Here is an 18,848-nt window from a genome sequence, read left to right on the forward strand (position 1 = left end):
TCTACCGCCACGGTAGACAAGCCGCCACCCCACCCACACCCGGATCAGCGAAACCCCAGCTCAACCATCCCTGGAAAGGATCCGCACCCGGCCGACATCGCATACGCCGCTGTGCGCGGCGCCATCATGGATGCCCGTCAGGCCGGGGACCTGCTTGCGGCGGGCTCCGGTGTCGGCTGCATGTGCTGGCTGCTGGTGAGGCAGGGACGGTTGGACGAGGCGGAACAGGTCGCCGCCCGGAGCATGGACGCGGTGGAGCCGAAGATCACCGGGGCCGAGCCGGACCACTACGCGGTGTGGGGCGGGCTGGCGATGGAGGCCGCCGCCGCAGCCGCGAGGAACAACCGTCCCGATGAGGCGAAGGAGTACCGTCAAGCCGCCCGGGTCGCGGCAACCGCCATTGGGACGGCGCATCGCAACGTCTCCCGGCACTGGTCCGTCTTCGGGCCGGTCACCGTCGCGGTCAAGGCGCTCGAAGACTCCCTGGTCATCGGCGACGCCCGCGCGGTAGTGCGCAAAGCAGGCGAGCAGGAGGAGCTGTCGCCCAAGGCGTGGAAGCGCCTGGGCAGGCCCAGCACCAACGACGGGAACCGCTTCACCCTCGATGTGGCGCGCGCCCACACTCGAACGGGAGACCTGTCCGCCGCCATGGACGAGTTGACCCGTGCCAAGGAAGCCGCCCCGCAGTGGCTGCGGCACCAGAACAGTGCCGCCGAGACCATGCAGGAGATCCTGGGCAAGCGCAAGCGCACCCTTACGACGGAGATGCACGAAATGGCCGACTACCTGGGCGTTATTGGGTAGCTGCCACGCAGCGTGGCAGTTCGTGAACCGATAGTCGCGAACTGTCATGGCTCCCAACTGGGGTGACGATCAGTCAGTACCTACGGTCGGTGCGTCCACTATCAGTGACCCAGGCCGGGGGTGCCCAGTGAGCCAGCCCAGGAGCGATGCCGACCGCATGCGTCGCAGAGAGCTGTACGACGCCGCGTCGGGCGGGGGAGGTCCCCGCTTACTGCCGTGGACCAGCCCGGAGGGGAAGCCCTGCTACCTGAGCACCGATGGTCGGGGCTACCTCTCCACCCTCGCCGACAGCATCGAGACGGTGCAGCTCGGCATGGGCCAGGAACTGCTGGAGTACGCCCGAGAGGCCACGGCTCCCGGAGCGTCAAGTTCGTCGGCCACCGAATACCGGTGGCTGGCCTGCCGGTTGACCGAGGCCCTGGCGGACGCGCTCCGAGTAGCCGACTCGCGCGGGCAGCGCCTCCCGGACCCGGAAGAGGAAGAGGTGGACGAGGGTGCCTGACTCTGCGCACACCGACGCACCGGTCCGCGACTTCGCACGGGGGCGCTACCGATTTCGCGAGTACCACGTGACCACCGTCCCCGATCCTCTGGCTCTGCCGGCCTTCACGGCGCTATGCGTCACCGGAGAGGAACACAACTGCGGTGCCACATCCGGCACCCTGCACACCCAGGACGAACTGACCCGCTGGATCGCCGAACACTGCGCCCGGACCGGCCACGAGCACTACGAGCAGACCGTCCGCGCCATACTCCGTGCCGAGCCCGGAACGTGGCAGTAAAGTCCCCCTGCGCCGATACCGAGCCAGCGGCAGCACCATCGTGCGCCCCACGCTCCTGACGGCAGTAGCGACGGCAACACCCACGGATTCCCCCGCACAACCACGGACACCAGCGGAACCCGAAACCGTCGCTGATCTGCGAATACGCAGATAGAGAGGGGTCGCATAGCACACGTACTATGTGCTGGCGGGCGAGACTCCGGTACTCGTTCATAATTCTGGCGGCTGCCCTCCCGAAACCCTGATTCATTACACCGATGAAGCGGGCATGAACGGGATCGTGGGGAGTAAGAAGTTGAATGCCTCTACCAAGGAGGCGAGTCCGAAGGATGTGCGCTATGGCGATGGGCAATATCTCTCCGACGTTGCTCCTGGCGCCAAGACGTGTGCGCAGCTGTCGCGATGCTTCCTCGGGCACCCATTCTCTGGGCGACGATTCACTAATTACGTCGAGATTGACGTCAGAGGGCTGAATGTCGTCAAGGGGAGAGATAATGAACCCTTCTCGGTAACGTCTCGTGACGGTTTGTGATCTTCGTTCAGGTGGTGCGGCCGTGTTCCATCTGGAGCAGGACGAGGGCGGCTCGGGCGATCCGGGTGATGCTGCCAGGGTCGAGGCTGACCCGGCGCAGAGCCTTGAACGTGACTTTGAGCAGGGCATTCGCGCGCTCGGCGACGCCGTGGATGCCACGGATCACCTTGTTGAACGTCTGCTGTTCGAGGTCGAGTTCGCCGCCCTGCGGCTTCTTGGCCGGGTGGCGGAAGCCGTCGCCGGCGTTCTCGTAGCCGAGATCGGTCAGAGTCGGGATGTCCAGAGTGGCGGCGAGCCGGTTCAGCGCGCCGATCAGGCCGTGGGTGCGCGCGCAGGTGGTGTCGTGCTCGCGGCCGGGGCGGACCGGGGACACCCAGAGCGGCCAGCCGTCCGGGGCGGAGATGACCTGCACATTCCCGCCATGATGCTTGTGCTTCCCGGACCACCAGAGATCTGCCCCGTTGGGACCGGGGGCGGCGACGCGGTCGGTGCGGATGACAGTGCCGTCCAGGTTGAGGTGGGTGTACCCGGCGGCCGCCGCCCGCTCCAGTGCGGTGGCCAGGTCCGGGGCGTGGTCGGCGAGCACGGTCAGCCCCTCGTGGAGATAGCGGTAGGCGGTCGGCACCGAGATCCGGCTGTCCCGGGCGAGTTGGGCCAGCCGGGTTCCGTCGACGAACCACCGCAGGACGAGGATCCCCTGCTTGAAGACGCCCAGGGCGCGGGTGTTCTTGCGGGTGCCGAGCCGGTCGCGGTGCTCGCGCAGGAGCCGGGCCAGGGTCTCGGCGGTCTCCCTGCCGACATCGAGCACGGCGGTGTAGGTGATACTGGTCAACGTGTGAAGCCTCTGGCCGTACGGAACTTGATTTTCGCAGACCTGTTCCTACCAGGGGCTTCACCCATATCTGACAGCGGGGCACTCGACGCGGTCCGGCTCACCCCGCACGCGGTCACGCACCGCAACCGTCACGTTGCCGAGAAGACCTCAGTGCCGCCGAGGCTTGGATCGCTCGGTTCCGTCGGAACACGAGCCACTGTCACTAGGCCCGAAAAGGAGTGTTCCATTATCAGCCTGTCCTGTGACGAGTAGATCCAGAATTCCGGTATCGAATCAACGATTTCCGCCACATGCGACACCATCGCTTCCTGCGATACATCCACGCTGGGAATCGCCAGACTCCCCCACTGAATCACAAGCCCCGAACACCCCCTCGCGAAGTCCCGGATAGCATTTTCTAGGTCGATGGAATCTTCTTCCTTCGACCAAACCACAAGGCTGTCATCCGCGTCCCTCCAGACAATTGAGCCATCAGAATCACGCGGGAAGCGCCCCAGGCTTTGGCGCTCGAACAGGAGATGTTCACTCAGATCCAGAAGGCGAACGCCCTCACACCCCACCCAGACTGTCCGCCGCGAACCCTGCTGGCCTGCTCGAATAAGACGGATCATAGATCGAGGCAGGAGATCTGGCTTCGATCCATAAACTTCCTCAAGTGTCATGAATTGCCACCTAGAATCTTCATGAAGTCACCCTCAGTGAGCCTTTCCCAGTAATGGATCATGACGTTGTGTGATCGTTCAGATGGTGCGGTCGTATTCGAGTTGGAGCAGGACGAGGGCTGCGGCGGCGATCTTCGTGATACGGCTGGGGTCGAGGCTGACCCTGCGCAGGGCCTTGAAGGTGGTCTTGAGCAGGGAGTTGGCGCGCTCGCAGACGCCGTGGATGCCGCGGATGACCTTGTTGTACGTCTGTTGCTCCTCGGTCAGCTCGCCTCCGGCGGGCTTCTTGAAGGGATGGCGGAAGCCGTCGCCGGCGTTCTCGTAGCCGAGGTCGACCAGGGTCGGCATGTCCAGTTCGGCCGCGATGCGGTTGAGTGCCTCGACCAGCCCGTGGTGGCGGGCGCAGGTGGTGTCGTGTTCCCGGCCCGGCCGTACGGGTGAGACCCAGATCGGCCAGCCGTCCGGGGTGGCGATGACCTGCACGTTCCCTCCATGGTGCTTGTGTTTTCCGGACCACCAGAGGTCTGCGCCGTTGGGGCCCGGGGCGGCGACGCGGTCCGTGCGGATGACCGTACCGTCGAGGTTCAGATGCGTCAGCCCGGCTGCCTTCGCACGCTCCAGCGCGGTGGACAGGTCCGGTGCGCCGGCGGCCAGGACGGCCAGTCCTTCGTGGAGGTAGCGGTAGGAGGTGGAGACCGACAGGCCGTTGTCGCGGGCGAGTTGGGCCAGTCGGGTGCCGTCGAGGAACCAACGCAGCACGAGCACGGCCTGCTTGAAGCAGCCCAGCGCGCGTCGCCCCTTGCGGGTCCTGGCCACGATTCGGTGGTCGCGCAGGAGACCGGCCAGGTGCTCGGCGGTGGACCGCCTCACATCGAGCACGGCGGTGTATGTGACACTGGTCGGCACGTGAGGCCCCTCGGTCGGATCTTTCTGTCGCAAGATGTTCCTACCAGGGGCCTTACGCCTGCCCGGACTTGGGGGATACCGCGGACCGCGCGACGCGCCTCCCGCTCACGGACGGTGGCCGACGGTTACTGGGAACAGCTCATTGTGCGAGGCAGAGCATGAAGCCGCCGCCGAGCACGACCTCTACAGCCGCAACCTCAAGGAGAACCGATGAACCACAGCGAATGGAGGACCCGTCGCCACCGCCAGTTGCTGGGCGAGCACCTGGACGCTGACCCCGAGTACGACCGGGTCTACGAAGAGGCCGGCCTGGCCATGACGTTGGGCAAGGCCGTCTACGACCGGCGTAAGCAGCTGGGCCTGAGCGAGGCCGATCTCGCCGAGCGCATGCACGTCGACGTCGATGACATCGAAGGCATCGAGACGGCCACCGAGCTGCCGCCCATCGCGGTCATCATGCGCCTGTCCCGCGCACTGGACCTCACAGTGGACGTGCACCTCGCCGGCGGAGACGAGCCCACCGTCACCATCGTCGCCCCAGCGGCCTGAGGCGGGGAGGAATCATGCAGGACCCGCCTTCCGCGCTCGGACGTGAGCTCGGGCAACTCGTCCACGACCGGCGCATCCAGCTCGGGCTGTCCCAGGCCGAGCTGGCCGAGCGGTGCGGGATGAAGCAGCCGCAGATCTCCCGCTTCGAAGGCGGTGGGACCGTGCCCACGCTTCCCCTCCTGCGCCGCCTGGCTCAGGCTCTCGGCGCCGACCTGACCATCAGCCTCACCCCGCACGACAAAGCCGCTTGACACGCATTCGGAATTCCTGGAATTCCCCAGGCGGTGTAGACCGCTCACGGCAGTAGTGACGGCAACACCAGCAGAATCCAGCGCACGAGCACGAATATCCGGCGACTGTCAAATCTCCCGCTGACCCGCAAACTTGCAGGTAGGAGCGGCCTGGCCTGAATACGTACTGAGCCCTTCCCAGTAATGGATCATGACGTTGCGTGATCGTTCAGATGGTGCGGTCGTATTCGAGTTGGAGCAGGACGAGGGCTGCTGCGGCGATCTTCGTGATACGGCTGGGGTCGAGGCTGACCCTGCGCAGGGCCTTGAAGGTCGTCTTGAGCAGGGAGTTGGCGCGCTCGCAGACGCCGTGGATGCCGCGGATGACCTTGTTGTACGTCTGTTGCTCCTCGGTCAGCTCGCCTCCGGCGGGCTTCTTGAAGGGATGGCGGAAGCCGTCGCCGGCGTTCTCGTAGCCGAGGTCGACCAGGGTCGGCATGTCCAGTTCGGCCGCGATGCGGTTGAGTGCCTCGACCAGCCCGTGGTGGCGGGCGCAGGTGGTGTCGTGTTCCCGGCCCGGCCGTACGGGCGAGACCCAGATCGGCCAGCCGTCCGGGGTGGCGATGACCTGCACGTTCCCGCCATGGTGCTTGTGTTTTCCGGACCACCAGAGGTCTGCGCCGTTGGGGCCCGGGGCGGCGACGCGGTCCGTGCGGATGACCGTACCGTCGAGGTTCAGATGCGTCAGCCCGGCTGCCTTCGCACGCTCCAGCGCGGTGGACAGGTCCGGTGCGCCGGCGGCCAGGACGGCCAGTCCTTCGTGGAGGTAGCGGTAGGAGGTGGAGACCGACACGCCGTTGTCGCGGGCGAGTTGGGCCAGTCGGGTGCCGTCGAGGAACCAACGCAGCACGAGCACGGCCTGCTTGAAGCAGCCCAGCGCGCGTCGCCCCTTGCGGGTCCTGGCCACGATTCGGTGGTCGCGCAGGAGACCGGCCAGGTGCTCGGCGGTGGACCGCCTCACATCGAGCACGGCGGTGTATGTGACACTGGTCGGCACGTGAGGCCCCTCGGTCGGATCTTTCTGTCGCAAGATGTTCCTACCAGGGGCCTTACGCCTGCCCGGACTTGGGGGATACCGCGGACCGCGCGACGCGCCTCCCGCTCACGGACGGTGGCCGACGGTTACTGGGAACAGCTCACTATGTACTCGCTGGTCAGACGCCGGTGCTCGTTCACAACAGCAACTGTGATCTTCCTGAGGGGTACACCTCTTCCCCGGCGCTCAAGGGCGATCCGTATCATCCGGACTCGGTAGCCGCGCGAAGTGCGCAGAACCGGGAGTTGTACGCCGGAACCGTAGGGGACAGAGCGGGGGCCCTTGGGTACAGGACGAGAATTCCTGCGCAAAAGGCTCCGTTTAATTCACACGGCCAGGTGGTCTTCTCGAATGGGAAGAACTACATCACGCCGGATGTTGACGGGCATAATGTGTCGGACGGATGGAAGATGTTCAACCGCAAGGGCCAACGGATCGGTACTTATGACCCAGACCTCAACTATCTCAAGGAATAACCGATTCGCGATCGAAGTGATCGGTGATCCCGCCTCGGAGGGTGGCGTCTCGTCGCCTTCCGAGGCCGCCGGTAGGGTCACAGTCGGGGATTTCTCAGAATCATTCCCGATGGACCTGAGCTTCTGGACGGTGGGTGACTACTCTCGAAGTTGGGAGAGAGCCCTGAGGGAGCTTGAGGTGAGCAAGAATTCGACCTCATGCCTCATCTCTTCGATCACGGACCCGGAGACCGCTAACTTCATCTTCTGCTGGCCTACTTACCGGGAAGGGGAAGATGTCTACGTGCAAAACTCGATCATCTTCCTGGATGGCCTCGAAGAAAAGTTCAATCCGCAAGAGCCTTGGCGATATGTGGAGGCTCGGAGTTTGGTTGACGAGGACGGGAACCAAATTTCTGAGTGGTCGACGACCATCTCTCAGGTGCGGCGGTTCCGCGAGTCCATCGGGAGCCAGTAGCTCACGTACGCACGCAAATCTGAAGCCCCGTCAGGACACACCTGGCGGGGCTTCGATTTACTTGCGCGAACCTTCAATGACTATTTGAATAGCTCCACCTCAAGGCGATATTCGCGCCTCAAGTCCTCCACTAGGCACCTACGCGCAAATTTCACCACGCCGCGCGCCCACCAGGATTCCTCAGGAATCCTTGGAAACGCATCCGGAATTAGGAGTGCACGGAATCTTGAGTCTACCGCTTCCACTTCTGCGCGAAGTGGCACAATCTCGGGAAAGCTTTGCAGTTCCGCAGAATCCATGGCCCTCGCCAGAGAATCCCTCGATGTTAGATCATTGAAGTAGTCTTCGGTGTCACCCCGATAGCCCTGTTCGCACTCTTCGATGAACGTCCTCCAGCGAGACAGGAGCGCCTCCGGTTCGACGTCACGCCACCGACCAGACTCTCTGACAAAGCTAGAGAACGCGTTGCGGAAGTTCTCAGTACCGGGAGTCATCGGGCCGCCTCCCGCTGGAAGTACGCGAGCGGATCATCTGGCCGAAAATAGGTAGTGATGGTATTTCCGTTCCTCATTCCTATTCTTCCCTGGGAATCCATTCGAATGACGACGCCATCACTTCTAACAGCTTCACGAGCGGCGGCAGGGCAACTACCAGGACACGTCAGCGCCTGCGCGTCCGCGACGTACCTTTCAAACCCATCATCCGTGTCATATTCCGGCATATCAGGCCTACGGGTGGGGTTTCCGGAATCATCGAGGGGTCTATCATGATTTAGGTGTTTTTAGGCCCTTTGGCCTAGTGGTTTTTTGTTGGGCTGTTCGGCCTGTACCCGTCCGGCGGTAAGGCGGGTCTTCGAATTTAGTCGGGGAGGGCCGCCCGTGACCTGTACCGCCGGTTGCCGAGAGTGACCGTCGTGGGTGCGTGAGGGGTGAACGCAGACCGCCCGCGCTGCTTGTGGATCATGACTGGTGTCTAGACAGCCGATCTTCAAACAGACACGGGCGGCATGGGCCACGATACCGGCGCGACGGCGCTGTTCGATCTGGAGGGGGTCGCGGTGGCCGAGGTCGTCCGCGACGAGGACGGGATACGTACGGTGCGTCTGGTGACCACGGACCCGGCGGCGCGGGCCTGCCCGGCGTGCGGGACCTTCGCCACCCGGGTCAAGGAACGGGCCGTGACGCGGCCTCGTGACCTCGCCCATGGCGGTGGCGCGGTACGGATCCGCTGGCACAAACGGCGCTGGCAGTGTCGTGAAGATGCCTGTGAGCGGGGCTCGTTCACCGAACAGATTCCCCAGATACCCGCACGGATGCGGCTCACCGAGCGGCTGCGGACCGCGTGCGGGCAGGCCGTGGCCGACGGCGGACGCACCGTGGTGCAGACCGGCCGCGACCTGGGGCCGTCCTGGCCGGTCGTCATGCGCGCCACCCGCACCTACGCCGAGCGCCACCTGCCCGCCGCACTGCCGACGACCGAGGCGATCGGGATCGACGAGACGAGGCGGGGCAAGCCGGTATGGAAGCAGAACCCGGACACGGAGAAGTGGGAGCTGGTCGCGGATGCCTGGCACATCGGCTTCGTCGACGCGATCGGCGGACGCGGCCTGTTCGGCCAGGTCGAGGGCCGCAACGCGGACTCGGTCGCCGACTGGCTCAGCGCCCAGCCCGCCGCCTGGCGCGAACACGTGCGCTACGTCGCCATCGACCTGTGCGCCACCTTCCGCGCCGCAATCCACCGCGCCCTGCCCCACGCCACCGTCGTCATCGACTGCTTCCACATCGTGCAACTCGCCCAGCGCCACCTCGCCGACCTGCGCCGACGCCTCACCTGGAAACAGCACGGCCGCCGGGCCCGCAAGGGAGACAGCGTCTACACCGTCCGCAAACTCCTGCGCCGCAACAAGGAAGACCTCACCGGAGAACAACTCGCCCTGCTCAAGGTCGAGTTGGAGTACATGGGCACCTACGGCCGTCAGATCTACGCGGCCTGGCAGGCCAAGGAACTCCTGCGTGACCTCCTCGGCCTGGCCGTCCACCGCACCCACGTCACCCCCGACCGCTCCGCGATCTCCGCAGCCCGCCACCGCTTCAACGCCCACGTCGCCGACCACGCCCACCTGCCCGAACTCGTCACCCTCGCCGAAACCGTCGATCAGTGGTGGAACGGCATCGAGGCATACGTCCTGACCGGGATCACGAACGCCGCCAGCGAGGGCAACAACCGCGTCATCAAGCTCGACGCGCGATGCGCCTTCGGCTATCGCAACCGCGCCAACCAACGCCTACGGTCACTCTGCGCGACCACGAGACGAGCCCGCCGCGCCTCACCAATTCACCGTGCCTGCCGGTGCTGGTGACGGAGTGTGAGATCAGCGAAGAAGGATGCCTCGACCTGCGATGATTCAGCTTCTCTAGGACTGGATCACGTTGGGGAGGAGGCACCCTCCGGGTGTCGAAGCTTACCGAGTGGGCGGATGGCCTGTCACTGTCGACGGGCGGCAGGAAACTGGTGGGCAAGGCGGGGATCGTGCCCGTGCGCCGGTTGGCGGACAAGGTCGGGCTGACAGACTTCCTCGGCGGGGCGCTGGTGCGCCGGGACTTCCATCCGGTCCACGACCGGGGGCAGGTGCTGATATCCGCGGCGTGCGCGGTGCTGCTGGGGTCACGCTCGATGAGCGGGATCGCGGTGATGCGGCAGGCCGCCCTGGTCCTGGGCAACCCGGCGTCCGCGTCGACGCTGTACCGGACTCTGGACGCGATCGGCCCGGTCGAACTCGTGAAGATCGCCTCGGCCCGCGCGAAGGCCCGCTCCGCGGTGCATGACCTCATCGACCTTCGGCCCGGCGGCTTCCCCTGGATCCGGGTGGACGGCCGGCCGCTGACCGGGTGGACGGTGCTGGACATCGACGCCTCGCTGGTGCCAGCGCACTCGGACAAGGAGGGCGCCGAGCCCAACCGTAAGGGCTTCGGACTGCATCCGATCCTGATGTTCCTGGACAATACGGACGAGCATCTGGTGTGCAGGCTGCGGCCGGGAAGCGCCGGAGCCAACACCGCGAGCGACCACATCGAGGTCTCCACCGAGGCGATCCGCCAGCTGCCCACCCGCCGACGGCGCAAGGTCCTCTTCCGCGCCGACGGCGCCGGGGCCACCCACGAGTACCTGCGGTGGATCACCGACGGCGGCGGCAACAAGGCCAACACCTGGCAGTACTCGGTCGGCTGGACCCGCGACGAGGATTTCTGGACGAACCTGGCCAAGGTCCCCAAGGACACCTGGACCGCCGCCCTGGACGCGAAGGGCGCCCCGCGCGAGGACGCCGCCCTGGTCGAGATCACCGGCATGCTCGACCTGACCGGCTGGCCGCCCGGCCTGCGGATCATCGTGCGCCGTGAACCGGTGCACCCCAAGTACGCGAAGGATCTCAAACCGTACGAGCTGGCCACCGGCTTCCGCTACCAGGCCATCGCGACCAACACCCCGGGGCGCCAACTGCAGTGGCTGGACGCCTGCCACCGTGTTCATGCTCATGTCGAGTCCGGGATCCGCCGCTCGAAGGCCCTCACCCTGACCAGACTGCCGTCCTCGAAGTTCGCCCTCAACCAGGCCTGGTGCACCCTGCTCGCACTCGCGATGGACCTCCTCGCCTGGCTCCAGCTCCTCGCCCTGGACGGCAGACTCGCCAGAGCCGAACCCGCCACCATCCGCACCCAACTCTTCGACGTCCCCGCCAAACTGACCAACCACGCCCGACACCGCGAGCTGAAGTTCGACCCGGCGTGGCCGGCCGGCCACGCCGCCGTCAAAGCATGGGACCGCGTCCAGGCCCTGCCCAACCCCGGCTGACCTCACCACCACCGCCCCGACACCCCGGAAGGAGGAGACCCGCAACACCACGGCAAGTGGAGGCCGACGCCCGCCCGAGCGATACCGGGATCAACCACCCTGCCCACGCCCCGAACCATCGAAGCTCAAACCAGCTTTAAGCGGACACCCCACCGAACCCCATCAGGCCGGCGCGCGCACGTGAATGATCGAGGCGCGAGGGGGTCCCCGACTAACTTCGAAGACCCGCCAATGTACGTCGAACCTAATCTACCGAATCACAAGCCTCACCAATTCACCGTGCCTGCCGGTGCTGGTGACGGAGTGTGAGATCAGCGAAGAAGGATGCCTCGACCTGCGATGATTCAGCTTCTCTAGGACTGGATCACGTTGGGGAGGAGGCACCCTCCGGGTGTCGAAGCTTACCGAGTGGGCGGATGGCCTGTCACTGTCGACGGGCGGCAGGAAACTGGTGGGCAAGGCGGGGATCGTGCCCGTGCGCCGGTTGGCGGACAAGGTCGGGCTGACAGACTTCCTCGGCGGGGCGCTGGTGCGCCGGGACTTCCATCCGGTCCACGACCGGGGGCAGGTGCTGATATCCGCGGCGTGCGCGGTGCTGCTGGGGTCACGCTCGATGAGCGGGATCGCGGTGATGCGGCAGGCCGCCCTGGTCCTGGGCAACCCGGCGTCCGCGTCGACGCTGTACCGGACTCTGGACGCGATCGGCCCGGTCGAACTCGTGAAGATCGCCTCGGCCCGCGCGAAGGCCCGCTCCGCGGTGCATGACCTCATCGACCTTCGGCCCGGCGGCTTCCCTGGATCCGGGTGGACGGCCGGCCGCTGACCGGGTGGACGGTGCTGGACATCGACGCCTCGCTGGTGCCAGCGCACTCGGACAAGGAGGGCGCCGAGCCCAACCGTAAGGGCTTCGGACTGCATCCGATCCTGATGTTCCTGGACAATACGGACGAGCATCTGGTGTGCAGGCTGCGGCCGGGAAGCGCCGGAGCCAACACCGCGAGCGACCACATCGAGGTCTCCACCGAGGCGATCCGCCAGCTGCCCACCCGCCGACGGCGCAAGGTCCTCTTCCGCGCCGACGGCGCCGGGGCCACCCACGAGTACCTGCGGTGGATCACCGACGGCGGCGGCAACAAGGCCAACACCTGGCAGTACTCGGTCGGCTGGACCCGCGACGAGGATTTCTGGACGAACCTGGCCAAGGTCCCCAAGGACACCTGGACCGCCGCCCTGGACGCGAAGGGCGCCCCGCGCGAGGACGCCGCCCTGGTCGAGATCACCGGCATGCTCGACCTGACCGGCTGGCCGCCCGGCCTGCGGATCATCGTGCGCCGTGAACCGGTGCACCCCAAGTACGCGAAGGATCTCAAACCGTACGAGCTGGCCACCGGCTTCCGCTACCAGGCCATCGCGACCAACACCCCGGGGCGCCAACTGCAGTGGCTGGACGCCTGCCACCGTGTTCATGCTCATGTCGAGTCCGGGATCCGCCGCTCGAAGGCCCTCACCCTGACCAGACTGCCGTCCTCGAAGTTCGCCCTCAACCAGGCCTGGTGCACCCTGCTCGCACTCGCGATGGACCTCCTCGCCTGGCTCCAGCTCCTCGCCCTGGACGGCAGACTCGCCAGAGCCGAACCCGCCACCATCCGCACCCAACTCTTCGACGTCCCCGCCAAACTGACCAACCACGCCCGACACCGCGAGCTGAAGTTCGACCCGGCGTGGCCGGCCGGCCACGCCGCCGTCAAAGCATGGGACCGCGTCCAGGCCCTGCCCAACCCCGGCTGACCTCACCACCACCGCCCCGACACCCCGGAAGGAGGAGACCCGCAACACCACGGCAAGTGGAGGCCGACGCCCGCCCGAGCGATACCGGGATCAACCACCCTGCCCACGCCCCGAACCATCGAAGCTCAAACCAGCTTTAAGCGGACACCCCACCGAACCCCATCAGGCCGGCGCGCGCACGTGAATGATCGAGGCAAGGAACTAGTCGCGCGAGGAACTCGTCAAACGAAAGCGCTACCCGCCGAGGGATGCGATCTTCATCGATGTACGCGATGGAAGGTTCCCCCTCCGAGCCACACTCGGAATAGTCGAGCATTACCGTGTCATGACCACCAGAAGGCGTATCACAAATCACTACGCCGATTTCCGGATAATCCCACTCGGAGATCAGGTATGAGCTTCCACGACCGGACGTGGAGTCGATTCCCCAGGATCCACCGATTCCTCGAATCCCGCTGATCTCGAAATGATCGTCAGCCCATGAAGTCGGAAACGACGTGGGATAGCAACGACGCCGCGGGGTACCTCCGTTCCGGAGGAGTAGCACCTCGACGTAGCTGCGAGGCAGGCGCACCCCGAGGTCCTCCTCAGCTCGAAGGATCATGTCTCTGTCGAGCTGAGGCCCGGTGTAGTAGTCGCTGTCCTCGAATAGCTCCGTCATCTGAAACCTCCGGTGTGCCCGGTGTCGGCATGAATCCGCCTATCGATGAGCTGCATAAGACCGCGATCTTGGTGATGATGCCACGTGTAGCCTGCCGGGGTCGAAGGTAGCCCGGCTGCCTCGTTGGCTAGCCTGAAGTCCTTCGACCGGCTACCAGTGAGCTGAATTCGAACGTCGGGCACCTGAGGGTGACGCCATGCAGAGAAATCAGGGAATCCGTTGGCATCGAACGGAACACCCGTATTCGGATGAATACCTCCAGCAAGCTTTCCGTTGCGCACCTTCGGCGTGGCGCCATTAGCGCAATCGCATGTTGTGGGGTGACCCTGAACAGCGCCACCGCAATTGTGAACGAGCACCGGCGTCTTGCCCGCCAGCACATAGTACGTGTGCTCGCCGGGCGGCCGTCACCTGCATTTTCGCTGGTCAGCGAAATTCCGGCAGCTCCGTAGGTGTGCGTGGAAGTGCCGTGCTGTGCGCCCCTGTTGCCGTCGGCGTTGCCGTCAGACGGCTGCGCGCTTGAGGGCGGTGGAGTGGGCTTTGGCCGGTGTCCTGACCGGGTTGGGGTCGGGCATGGTCAGGGGGCCGTACGCTGGCCCGGCAACTCGGGCAGGTCGTGATCCTGCCCGGAATTTGAACGAGTGGCCCCCTGGCCTTGCCCGACGCGGGCCCCGGCCCGGGGAGGTGGGTAAAGCCCACGGAGCCGACCGACCCCACATCCGGGCCTCCGCCCCGGCCAACTCCCCTCCGCCGCTTCGCCGCCGGCCTGGCGCTCGCCGTGTGGGCGCGTCCGGCTTCCCTTCGCTTCCGGCGCAACGCTGTGCTGTTTCTGCGCAGCCTGGTCGCTGGCCGGCCCGCGGTGGCGGAGCCGAGAGCGGGCCGGGTGGGCGGCCGTGCCGCGCGCGACCCGCGTCGGCGGGTCGCCTTGAAGACGTAGAGAAAGTTTGGACGCATGCCGCTTCGGCGGTAGGCCGTGGCCGTTGGCCGAGCGTCCGGCTGGGCTGCTGGCCTTGTGCGATGGTCTGCGGGTTGAGGGTCCTGTTCCGGCTGGCGGTGGTGGCTCTACTCGGCTCGGGTGACCTTGGCGTGGTCGGTGACGACGCGTCTGAAGAGGTCGTGACCGGTGCGTCCGGTGTGGCGGAGTGCCCAGTCCTGTGCGACTTCCTGTTCATCGCGCGGGCCGGATTCGGCTCCGCAGTCGGGCGCGGTGCAGAACGTCTCGTAGGTGATGCCGCCTTCGGGCGCGTGGCGGATGGTGTGTGCGACGTGCCGGTAGACGGCGCGGGGGCTCACTGGTGCCCCTCCGGGTGGCGTCGCATGTAGACGTTGCAGTCGCTGACGGTGGTCATATCGCCGACCACGCGGGCCCGGTCGCGCACGTTGGCCAACTCAGCACACCCCGCGCAGCCTTCAACAGGTGCCGGGTTCGGCTCCAGGCGCAAGGGGAGTTCAACCGGCGGGGTCGAGTACCTGGTCGGCTCCGTCATTGCACATCGCCACCTCTCGAACGTCACATGGCCGACCTCTTGACAGGTCGGTGCTCTAGTTCAGTATTCGAGTGGCCGAAGCACTCCCGCTACGGTTCGTAGTGCACTAGTGTGCTCGCACTGACAGCACGTCAACTCAATGGAGGGGCGCGCCTTATGCCCAGTCCCAAGACGTTCACGAAGATCGCGGATCACTTCCGGGAGCGCATCCTGTCGGGAGAGCTTGAGCCGGGCGCCAAGCTGCCGACGAACCGGGAGATCGCCGGGCAGTGGCAGGCCGCAGCGGCCACTGTCTCCCGGGCCTTGCAGGCCCTTCAGGTGGAGAACTTCATCCGCACCACCCCGCGCGGCACCTACGTCGCCGACGATCCTCGCTGGACGCTGTCGGCGCGGGACCGGCTGGCCCGGGTCCAGCGGGTGAAGTCGTTCCTGGCCGAGGGCGAGACGAGCCGGGTGACGGCGGCCGAGCTGATCATCCCGCCGCTGTATGTGGCGGAGATCTTCGACCTGGAATCCGGGGACCAAGTGGTTCGGCGCGAGTGGCTGGCCGGACGGGGCAAGACCCGGACCGTGTTCGCGGTGACCTGGTACCCGGCCCCGTTCGCCGCCCTCGTACCGGACCTGCTGAACACCGCCCCGGGCCGCAATCACGGACTCTCGGCCAGGGTTCTGGAAGCCACCGGGCGCACGATCACCCACGCCCGCGACGACATGCACGCCCGCCCCGCCGACGCCCGAGAGTCAAGCGCACTGGGGCTGCCGGTCGGCTCCCCGATCCTGGCCGGCGCCCACCGCTGGTCGGACGCGGAGGGGATCATCGAGTACGGGGAATGGTGCCTGCCGCCTCGATTCACCATCGGCTACGAGTACCAGCCCTGACCGATCCACGCGAAGCGTCCCCGGAAGCCAGCCTGCGGCCTTCGGGGACGCTGTCGTTCACGTGCCTGCCTCAGTTGGCGTCGCGGCCTTCGAGGCGTTCGACGCGCTCCTCCAGCTCCTCGATGCGCTCCAGGGCGCGTTCCAGCTTGTAGGCGAGATCCGCTACTCCGGCCGCCGCCGGAAACTCCTTCTGCGGGGCAGCCGACGGTTCGTCCGACTCGGCTACCGGCTGCACCGTGACGGGCACCTCTGTGCCGAACTCGCCCCCCACGACGACGTACGCCATCGAGCCATTGCGCTGGTGGGCCTTCTTCATCCTGCCCTCCAGGGTGAGGAAGGTCAGGGCCTGGTCGGCGGATTCCGGGTCGCCGCCGATGGTGTCGACCACGTCGTCCACGGTGACCGTGGCTCCCCTGGCGAGTGATCCGTCCCTGATCTTGTGGACCAGGCGGCCGTGGGTGAGCTGGGTGGCGAAGCCGTGGTCGTCCCAGTCGCGTACGTAGACCTCGTCGCCGGGCAGTTCGCCGGGGTAGCGCAGGAGGAAGTTGCCGGCCAGCAGGGCGATGGCGTTGGTGACGACGTTGAGTGGCACCGCGTAGTGCTCCGCCAGGACCTCGCGGGCCGGGAGCCTGGCGCCGGGTGCCAGGGTGCCGGAGTAGATCTGCTGTTGGAGGTCGCCGGCGACCTTCTCGAAGGCGTCCTCGAAGTCGGCCGAGCGCGTGACGAACGTGCCGCGCCCCTGGCGGGCGATGACCCAGCCCTCGTTCCTGAGTAGCCGGATCGCCTTCTGCACCGTCAGGCTCGATGCCTTGTAGGTCTGCATGAGCTGGCTCTGGGTCGGCAGGAGCTGGCCGGGTCGCAGTTCGCCGTCCCGGATCTGCTGCCGCAGGTCGTCCGCGATGCGCTCGAACGTCAAGCGCGCTTCGTCAGCAGCAGCCATGTCCATCCCCGGTCCCAGTCCGATTCCACCCACTGCGGGCCGCTCGCTGCCTGTCGCGTTTCACCAGTTCAGCGGCCTCACGGGGTCAGGGTAGCCGCCGTATGGATGGACCACCCCACCAACGGATGGAACTTAATAGGGATGGACTTTGGATGGAATGAATGTAGGGTTGCGGCACGCGATCACCCACACGGGTGACTCGCACCCCTCTACCTGGAGGTTTGCCGTGAAGACCATGCCCATCGACCAGACTCCGGCCCTGGTGATCCTGGCCTCCGAGTCCCGCCCGCACTTCAAGGACCGCGAAGGTCAGCAGCCCGCGATCGACCGGGCCACCGGCGCCCACCTGCACCTGGTGGACGTGATGTTCGCCTTCAACGGCCGCGCCGAAGTGATCACCGTGAAAGTCCCGGAGCCGGGCCTGGGCAAGGGCCTGAAGGTCGGCCTGCCCGTCGTCTTCACCGGCCTGGTCGCCTCGGCCTGGGAGAACGAGATCAACGGCAAGGACCGCCACGGCATCTCCCTGCGCGCCGACGCCATCACCGCCAAGGCCGGTGCCTGATGACCGACAGCCCCCTCGGCCTTGTGCTCCTGACCGTGGTCGTTCTCGGGCTGCTGGGCTGGGCAGGCTTCTGCTTCGCCCGCTGGTACCGGGCCGATGCCGAGACCCGGGTCAGCCTGCGGCAGGCGCGGCGGATGCGGTGGGGCTGGAAGCGGCTCGCCCCGATGCTCGACCTCGCGGTCAGGGACGCCACCCCGACCGTGCTCCAGCAGTACGGCCCGCAGGACCAACCGACCAAGCCGCGCGTGCTGGTGCCGCGCCTGCGCACCCGCGCCGACGCCTTCGGCGTCACCGTCACCGCCGATGCCCTGCCGCAGGTCGGATTGAGCGCCTGGCAGGACGCCGACGAGGGCCTGTGCGACGCCTGGGGCATGCGCCGCATCCGGATCAGCCAGCCCAAGCCCGGAGTGATCGTCGCGCGAGGCTTCCGCCGCGAGCCGCTGGAGGCGGTGATCCGCTCACCACTCCTCGGCCCCGACGGCTCCCCCGTCTGCCGACCGGGGCAGTTCGTCTCCACCGATGACGTGCTGCTCGGCTGGGACGAGGACGGCACCCCGATCGTGCTCAACCTCGCCTACTCCGCCCACGCCCTCATCGCCGGCCTCACCCGCTCCGGAAAATCGATCACCGTCAACACCCTGCTCGCCTACGCCTCCCTCATGCGGGACGTGCGGCTGATCGTGATCGACCCCAACCTCGGTGCGGTCGCGCCCTGGTGGCGTACCGCCTACAAGGTCTCCGACGCCGTCCACCCCGACGAGCCGACGGAGATCCTGCGCTGGGTGCGCGAGGAGATGCAGCGCCGGGAACGGCTGTTCTGGTCCGGCCGTACCGACCGCATCACCGAGTTCAGCCCCGAACTGCCGCTGCTGCTCGTGGTGATCGACGAGGTGGCGAACTACACCCGGCACCCCGACCGCAAGGCCCGCGAACGCTTCGAGGCCGAGCTGCTGGCCATCGCCGGCCAGGGAGCCAAGTTCGGTATCCGGCTGTGGCTGCTCACCCAGAAGCCCTCCGCCGACGTGCTCACCACCGCCGTACGCACCAACCTGTCCGCCCGGATCTGCCACCGCGTCGACACCGTCGAGGACTTCCTGCACCTCTTCCCCGACGGCCGGGACCTGGACATCACCGCCGCCGACCGCACCATGCCCCAGGGCGTGTCCATCGCCTCCGTCGGCGACATGCGCACCCCCGTCCGGCTGCGCTCGGTCTACCTGCCCACCGAAGCCTGCTGGCAGATCAACGATCTGATGTGCGCAGAAGGGCTCAAGGTCCGCGAGCTGCCCGACCGCGTCGACCTGGACAAGGCCGCGTGACCGCCGCCTCCTGGTCCCGCTTCGCAGTGATCCC

Annotated in this window: 23 protein-coding genes and 1 pseudogene; 15 read left to right on the forward strand and 9 right to left on the reverse strand. The window is 66.5% G+C overall.

The window, feature by feature from the left end; translation table 11 throughout:
* The first annotated feature begins 111 nt into the window (after positions 1–111).
* The 4 genes from HUV60_RS22405 (at position 112) to HUV60_RS34025 (ending at position 2,118) form a co-directional block, all read left to right on the forward strand.
* Complete coding sequence (locus HUV60_RS22405; protein WP_269441222.1) at positions 112–804, forward strand: hypothetical protein; 693 nt, start codon at positions 112–114, stop codon at positions 802–804.
* 157 nt (positions 805–961) lie between these two features.
* On the forward strand, positions 962–1,306 hold the full coding sequence (locus HUV60_RS22410; protein ID WP_257849026.1) for a hypothetical protein: 345 nt from the start codon (positions 962–964) through the stop codon (positions 1,304–1,306).
* Positions 1,299–1,586, forward strand: coding sequence for a DUF7848 domain-containing protein (locus tag HUV60_RS22415; protein WP_257849027.1), 288 nt, complete (start codon positions 1,299–1,301; stop codon positions 1,584–1,586). The genes HUV60_RS22410 and HUV60_RS22415 overlap by 8 nt, the downstream gene beginning before the upstream one ends.
* Positions 1,587–1,854: 268 nt before the next feature.
* The gene (locus tag HUV60_RS34025) at positions 1,855–2,118 is read left to right on the forward strand and encodes an HYD1 signature containing ADP-ribosyltransferase family protein (protein ID WP_443047541.1); all 264 of its coding nucleotides are present in this window, start codon (positions 1,855–1,857) and stop codon (positions 2,116–2,118) included.
* Between the two features lie 7 nt (positions 2,119–2,125).
* Here HUV60_RS34025 and HUV60_RS22420 read toward each other — a convergent pair whose 3' ends face one another.
* The 3 genes from HUV60_RS22420 to HUV60_RS22430 form a co-directional block, all read right to left on the reverse strand.
* Positions 2,126–2,926, reverse strand: a complete 801-nt coding sequence (locus HUV60_RS22420; protein WP_443047502.1) for an HARBI1 family protein — start codon at positions 2,924–2,926, stop codon at positions 2,126–2,128.
* Between the two features lie 155 nt (positions 2,927–3,081).
* A complete protein-coding gene (locus HUV60_RS22425; protein WP_257849028.1) occupies positions 3,082–3,615 on the reverse strand; it encodes a hypothetical protein in 534 nt (177 codons plus the stop codon).
* Between the two features lie 78 nt (positions 3,616–3,693).
* Entirely contained in the window at positions 3,694–4,521 is an 828-nt protein-coding gene (locus tag HUV60_RS22430; protein WP_257849029.1) for an IS5-like element IS470 family transposase, read from the reverse strand.
* Positions 4,522–4,731: 210 nt separating this feature from the next.
* On the opposite strand from HUV60_RS22430, the gene HUV60_RS22435 reads away from it, so the two are divergent.
* Together HUV60_RS22435 and HUV60_RS22440 are read left to right on the forward strand one after the other, a co-directional pair.
* The gene (locus tag HUV60_RS22435) at positions 4,732–5,070 is read left to right on the forward strand and encodes a helix-turn-helix domain-containing protein (protein WP_257849030.1); all 339 of its coding nucleotides are present in this window, start codon (positions 4,732–4,734) and stop codon (positions 5,068–5,070) included.
* 35 nt (positions 5,071–5,105) lie between these two features.
* Positions 5,106–5,321, forward strand: a pseudogene (locus HUV60_RS22440) (helix-turn-helix domain-containing protein); the annotation flags it as partial.
* A 208-nt stretch (positions 5,322–5,529) separates the two neighbouring features.
* On the opposite strand, the gene HUV60_RS22445 reads toward HUV60_RS22440, so the two are convergent.
* A complete protein-coding gene (locus HUV60_RS22445) occupies positions 5,530–6,357 on the reverse strand; it encodes an HARBI1 family protein (RefSeq protein ID WP_269441127.1) in 828 nt (275 codons plus the stop codon).
* A gap of 167 nt (positions 6,358–6,524) precedes the next feature.
* Here HUV60_RS22445 and HUV60_RS22450 point away from each other — a divergent pair, with 167 nt between their 5' ends.
* The 6 genes from HUV60_RS22450 to HUV60_RS22475 all read left to right on the forward strand — a co-directional run bounded on the left by HUV60_RS22450 (position 6,525) and on the right by HUV60_RS22475 (position 12,966).
* Positions 6,525–6,872, forward strand: a complete 348-nt coding sequence (locus HUV60_RS22450) for a toxin C-terminal domain-containing protein (RefSeq protein WP_257849031.1) — start codon at positions 6,525–6,527, stop codon at positions 6,870–6,872.
* Positions 6,841–7,329 carry a hypothetical protein gene (locus tag HUV60_RS22455; RefSeq protein ID WP_257849032.1) on the forward strand — a complete coding sequence of 163 codons (489 nt, stop codon included), beginning with the start codon at positions 6,841–6,843 and terminating at the stop codon, positions 7,327–7,329. Before HUV60_RS22450 ends, HUV60_RS22455 begins: the two co-directional genes overlap by 32 nt.
* A 1,006-nt stretch (positions 7,330–8,335) precedes the next feature.
* Positions 8,336–9,688 (forward strand): ISL3 family transposase, encoded by a 1,353-nt coding sequence (locus tag HUV60_RS22460; protein ID WP_257849033.1) that lies wholly within the window; start codon positions 8,336–8,338, stop codon positions 9,686–9,688.
* Positions 9,689–9,780: 92 nt separating this feature from the next.
* Positions 9,781–11,178 carry an IS1380 family transposase gene (locus HUV60_RS22465; RefSeq protein ID WP_257849034.1) on the forward strand — a complete coding sequence of 466 codons (1,398 nt, stop codon included), beginning with the start codon at positions 9,781–9,783 and terminating at the stop codon, positions 11,176–11,178.
* A gap of 391 nt (positions 11,179–11,569) precedes the next feature.
* Positions 11,570–12,001, forward strand: coding sequence for a hypothetical protein (locus HUV60_RS22470; RefSeq protein ID WP_269441223.1), 432 nt, complete (start codon positions 11,570–11,572; stop codon positions 11,999–12,001).
* Positions 11,983–12,966, forward strand: coding sequence for an IS1380 family transposase (locus HUV60_RS22475; protein WP_269441224.1), 984 nt, complete (start codon positions 11,983–11,985; stop codon positions 12,964–12,966). The genes HUV60_RS22470 and HUV60_RS22475 overlap by 19 nt, the downstream gene beginning before the upstream one ends.
* Positions 12,967–13,102: 136 nt before the next feature.
* Here HUV60_RS22475 and HUV60_RS22480 read toward each other — a convergent pair whose 3' ends face one another.
* From HUV60_RS22480 to HUV60_RS22495, 4 genes are all read right to left on the reverse strand, one after another.
* Positions 13,103–13,627, reverse strand: a complete 525-nt coding sequence (locus tag HUV60_RS22480; RefSeq protein WP_331462013.1) for an SMI1/KNR4 family protein — start codon at positions 13,625–13,627, stop codon at positions 13,103–13,105.
* Entirely contained in the window at positions 13,624–14,007 is a 384-nt protein-coding gene (locus HUV60_RS22485) for an HNH endonuclease (protein ID WP_331462014.1), read from the reverse strand. Before HUV60_RS22485 ends, HUV60_RS22480 begins: the two co-directional genes overlap by 4 nt.
* Before the next feature lie 682 nt (positions 14,008–14,689).
* Positions 14,690–14,920, reverse strand: coding sequence for a DUF7848 domain-containing protein (locus tag HUV60_RS22490; RefSeq protein WP_257849035.1), 231 nt, complete (start codon positions 14,918–14,920; stop codon positions 14,690–14,692).
* The gene (locus tag HUV60_RS22495) at positions 14,917–15,114 is read right to left on the reverse strand and encodes a hypothetical protein (RefSeq protein ID WP_257849036.1); all 198 of its coding nucleotides are present in this window, start codon (positions 15,112–15,114) and stop codon (positions 14,917–14,919) included. The genes HUV60_RS22490 and HUV60_RS22495 overlap by 4 nt, the downstream gene beginning before the upstream one ends.
* A gap of 156 nt (positions 15,115–15,270) precedes the next feature.
* Between HUV60_RS22495 and HUV60_RS22500 the strand changes: the two genes are divergently transcribed.
* Complete coding sequence (locus tag HUV60_RS22500; RefSeq protein WP_257849037.1) at positions 15,271–15,993, forward strand: GntR family transcriptional regulator; 723 nt, start codon at positions 15,271–15,273, stop codon at positions 15,991–15,993.
* A 70-nt stretch (positions 15,994–16,063) separates the two neighbouring features.
* On the opposite strand, the gene HUV60_RS22505 is transcribed toward HUV60_RS22500, so the two are convergent.
* Positions 16,064–16,909: a GntR family transcriptional regulator gene (locus HUV60_RS22505; RefSeq protein ID WP_257849038.1), complete on the reverse strand. Its 846-nt coding sequence runs from the start codon at positions 16,907–16,909 to the stop codon at positions 16,064–16,066.
* A 259-nt stretch (positions 16,910–17,168) separates the two neighbouring features.
* Between HUV60_RS22505 and HUV60_RS22510 the strand changes: the two genes are divergently transcribed.
* Together HUV60_RS22510 and HUV60_RS22515 are read left to right on the forward strand one after the other, a co-directional pair.
* Entirely contained in the window at positions 17,169–17,495 is a 327-nt protein-coding gene (locus tag HUV60_RS22510) for an SCO3933 family regulatory protein (protein ID WP_257850212.1), read from the forward strand.
* Positions 17,495–18,814: an FtsK/SpoIIIE domain-containing protein gene (locus tag HUV60_RS22515; RefSeq protein WP_257849039.1), complete on the forward strand. Its 1,320-nt coding sequence runs from the start codon at positions 17,495–17,497 to the stop codon at positions 18,812–18,814. Before HUV60_RS22510 ends, HUV60_RS22515 begins: the two co-directional genes overlap by 1 nt.
* Positions 18,815–18,848: the final 34 nt, after the last annotated feature.

Source organism: Streptomyces sp. KMM 9044 (assembly GCF_024701375.2).
In the GTDB taxonomy this organism is placed as follows: domain Bacteria; phylum Actinomycetota; class Actinomycetes; order Streptomycetales; family Streptomycetaceae; genus Streptomyces.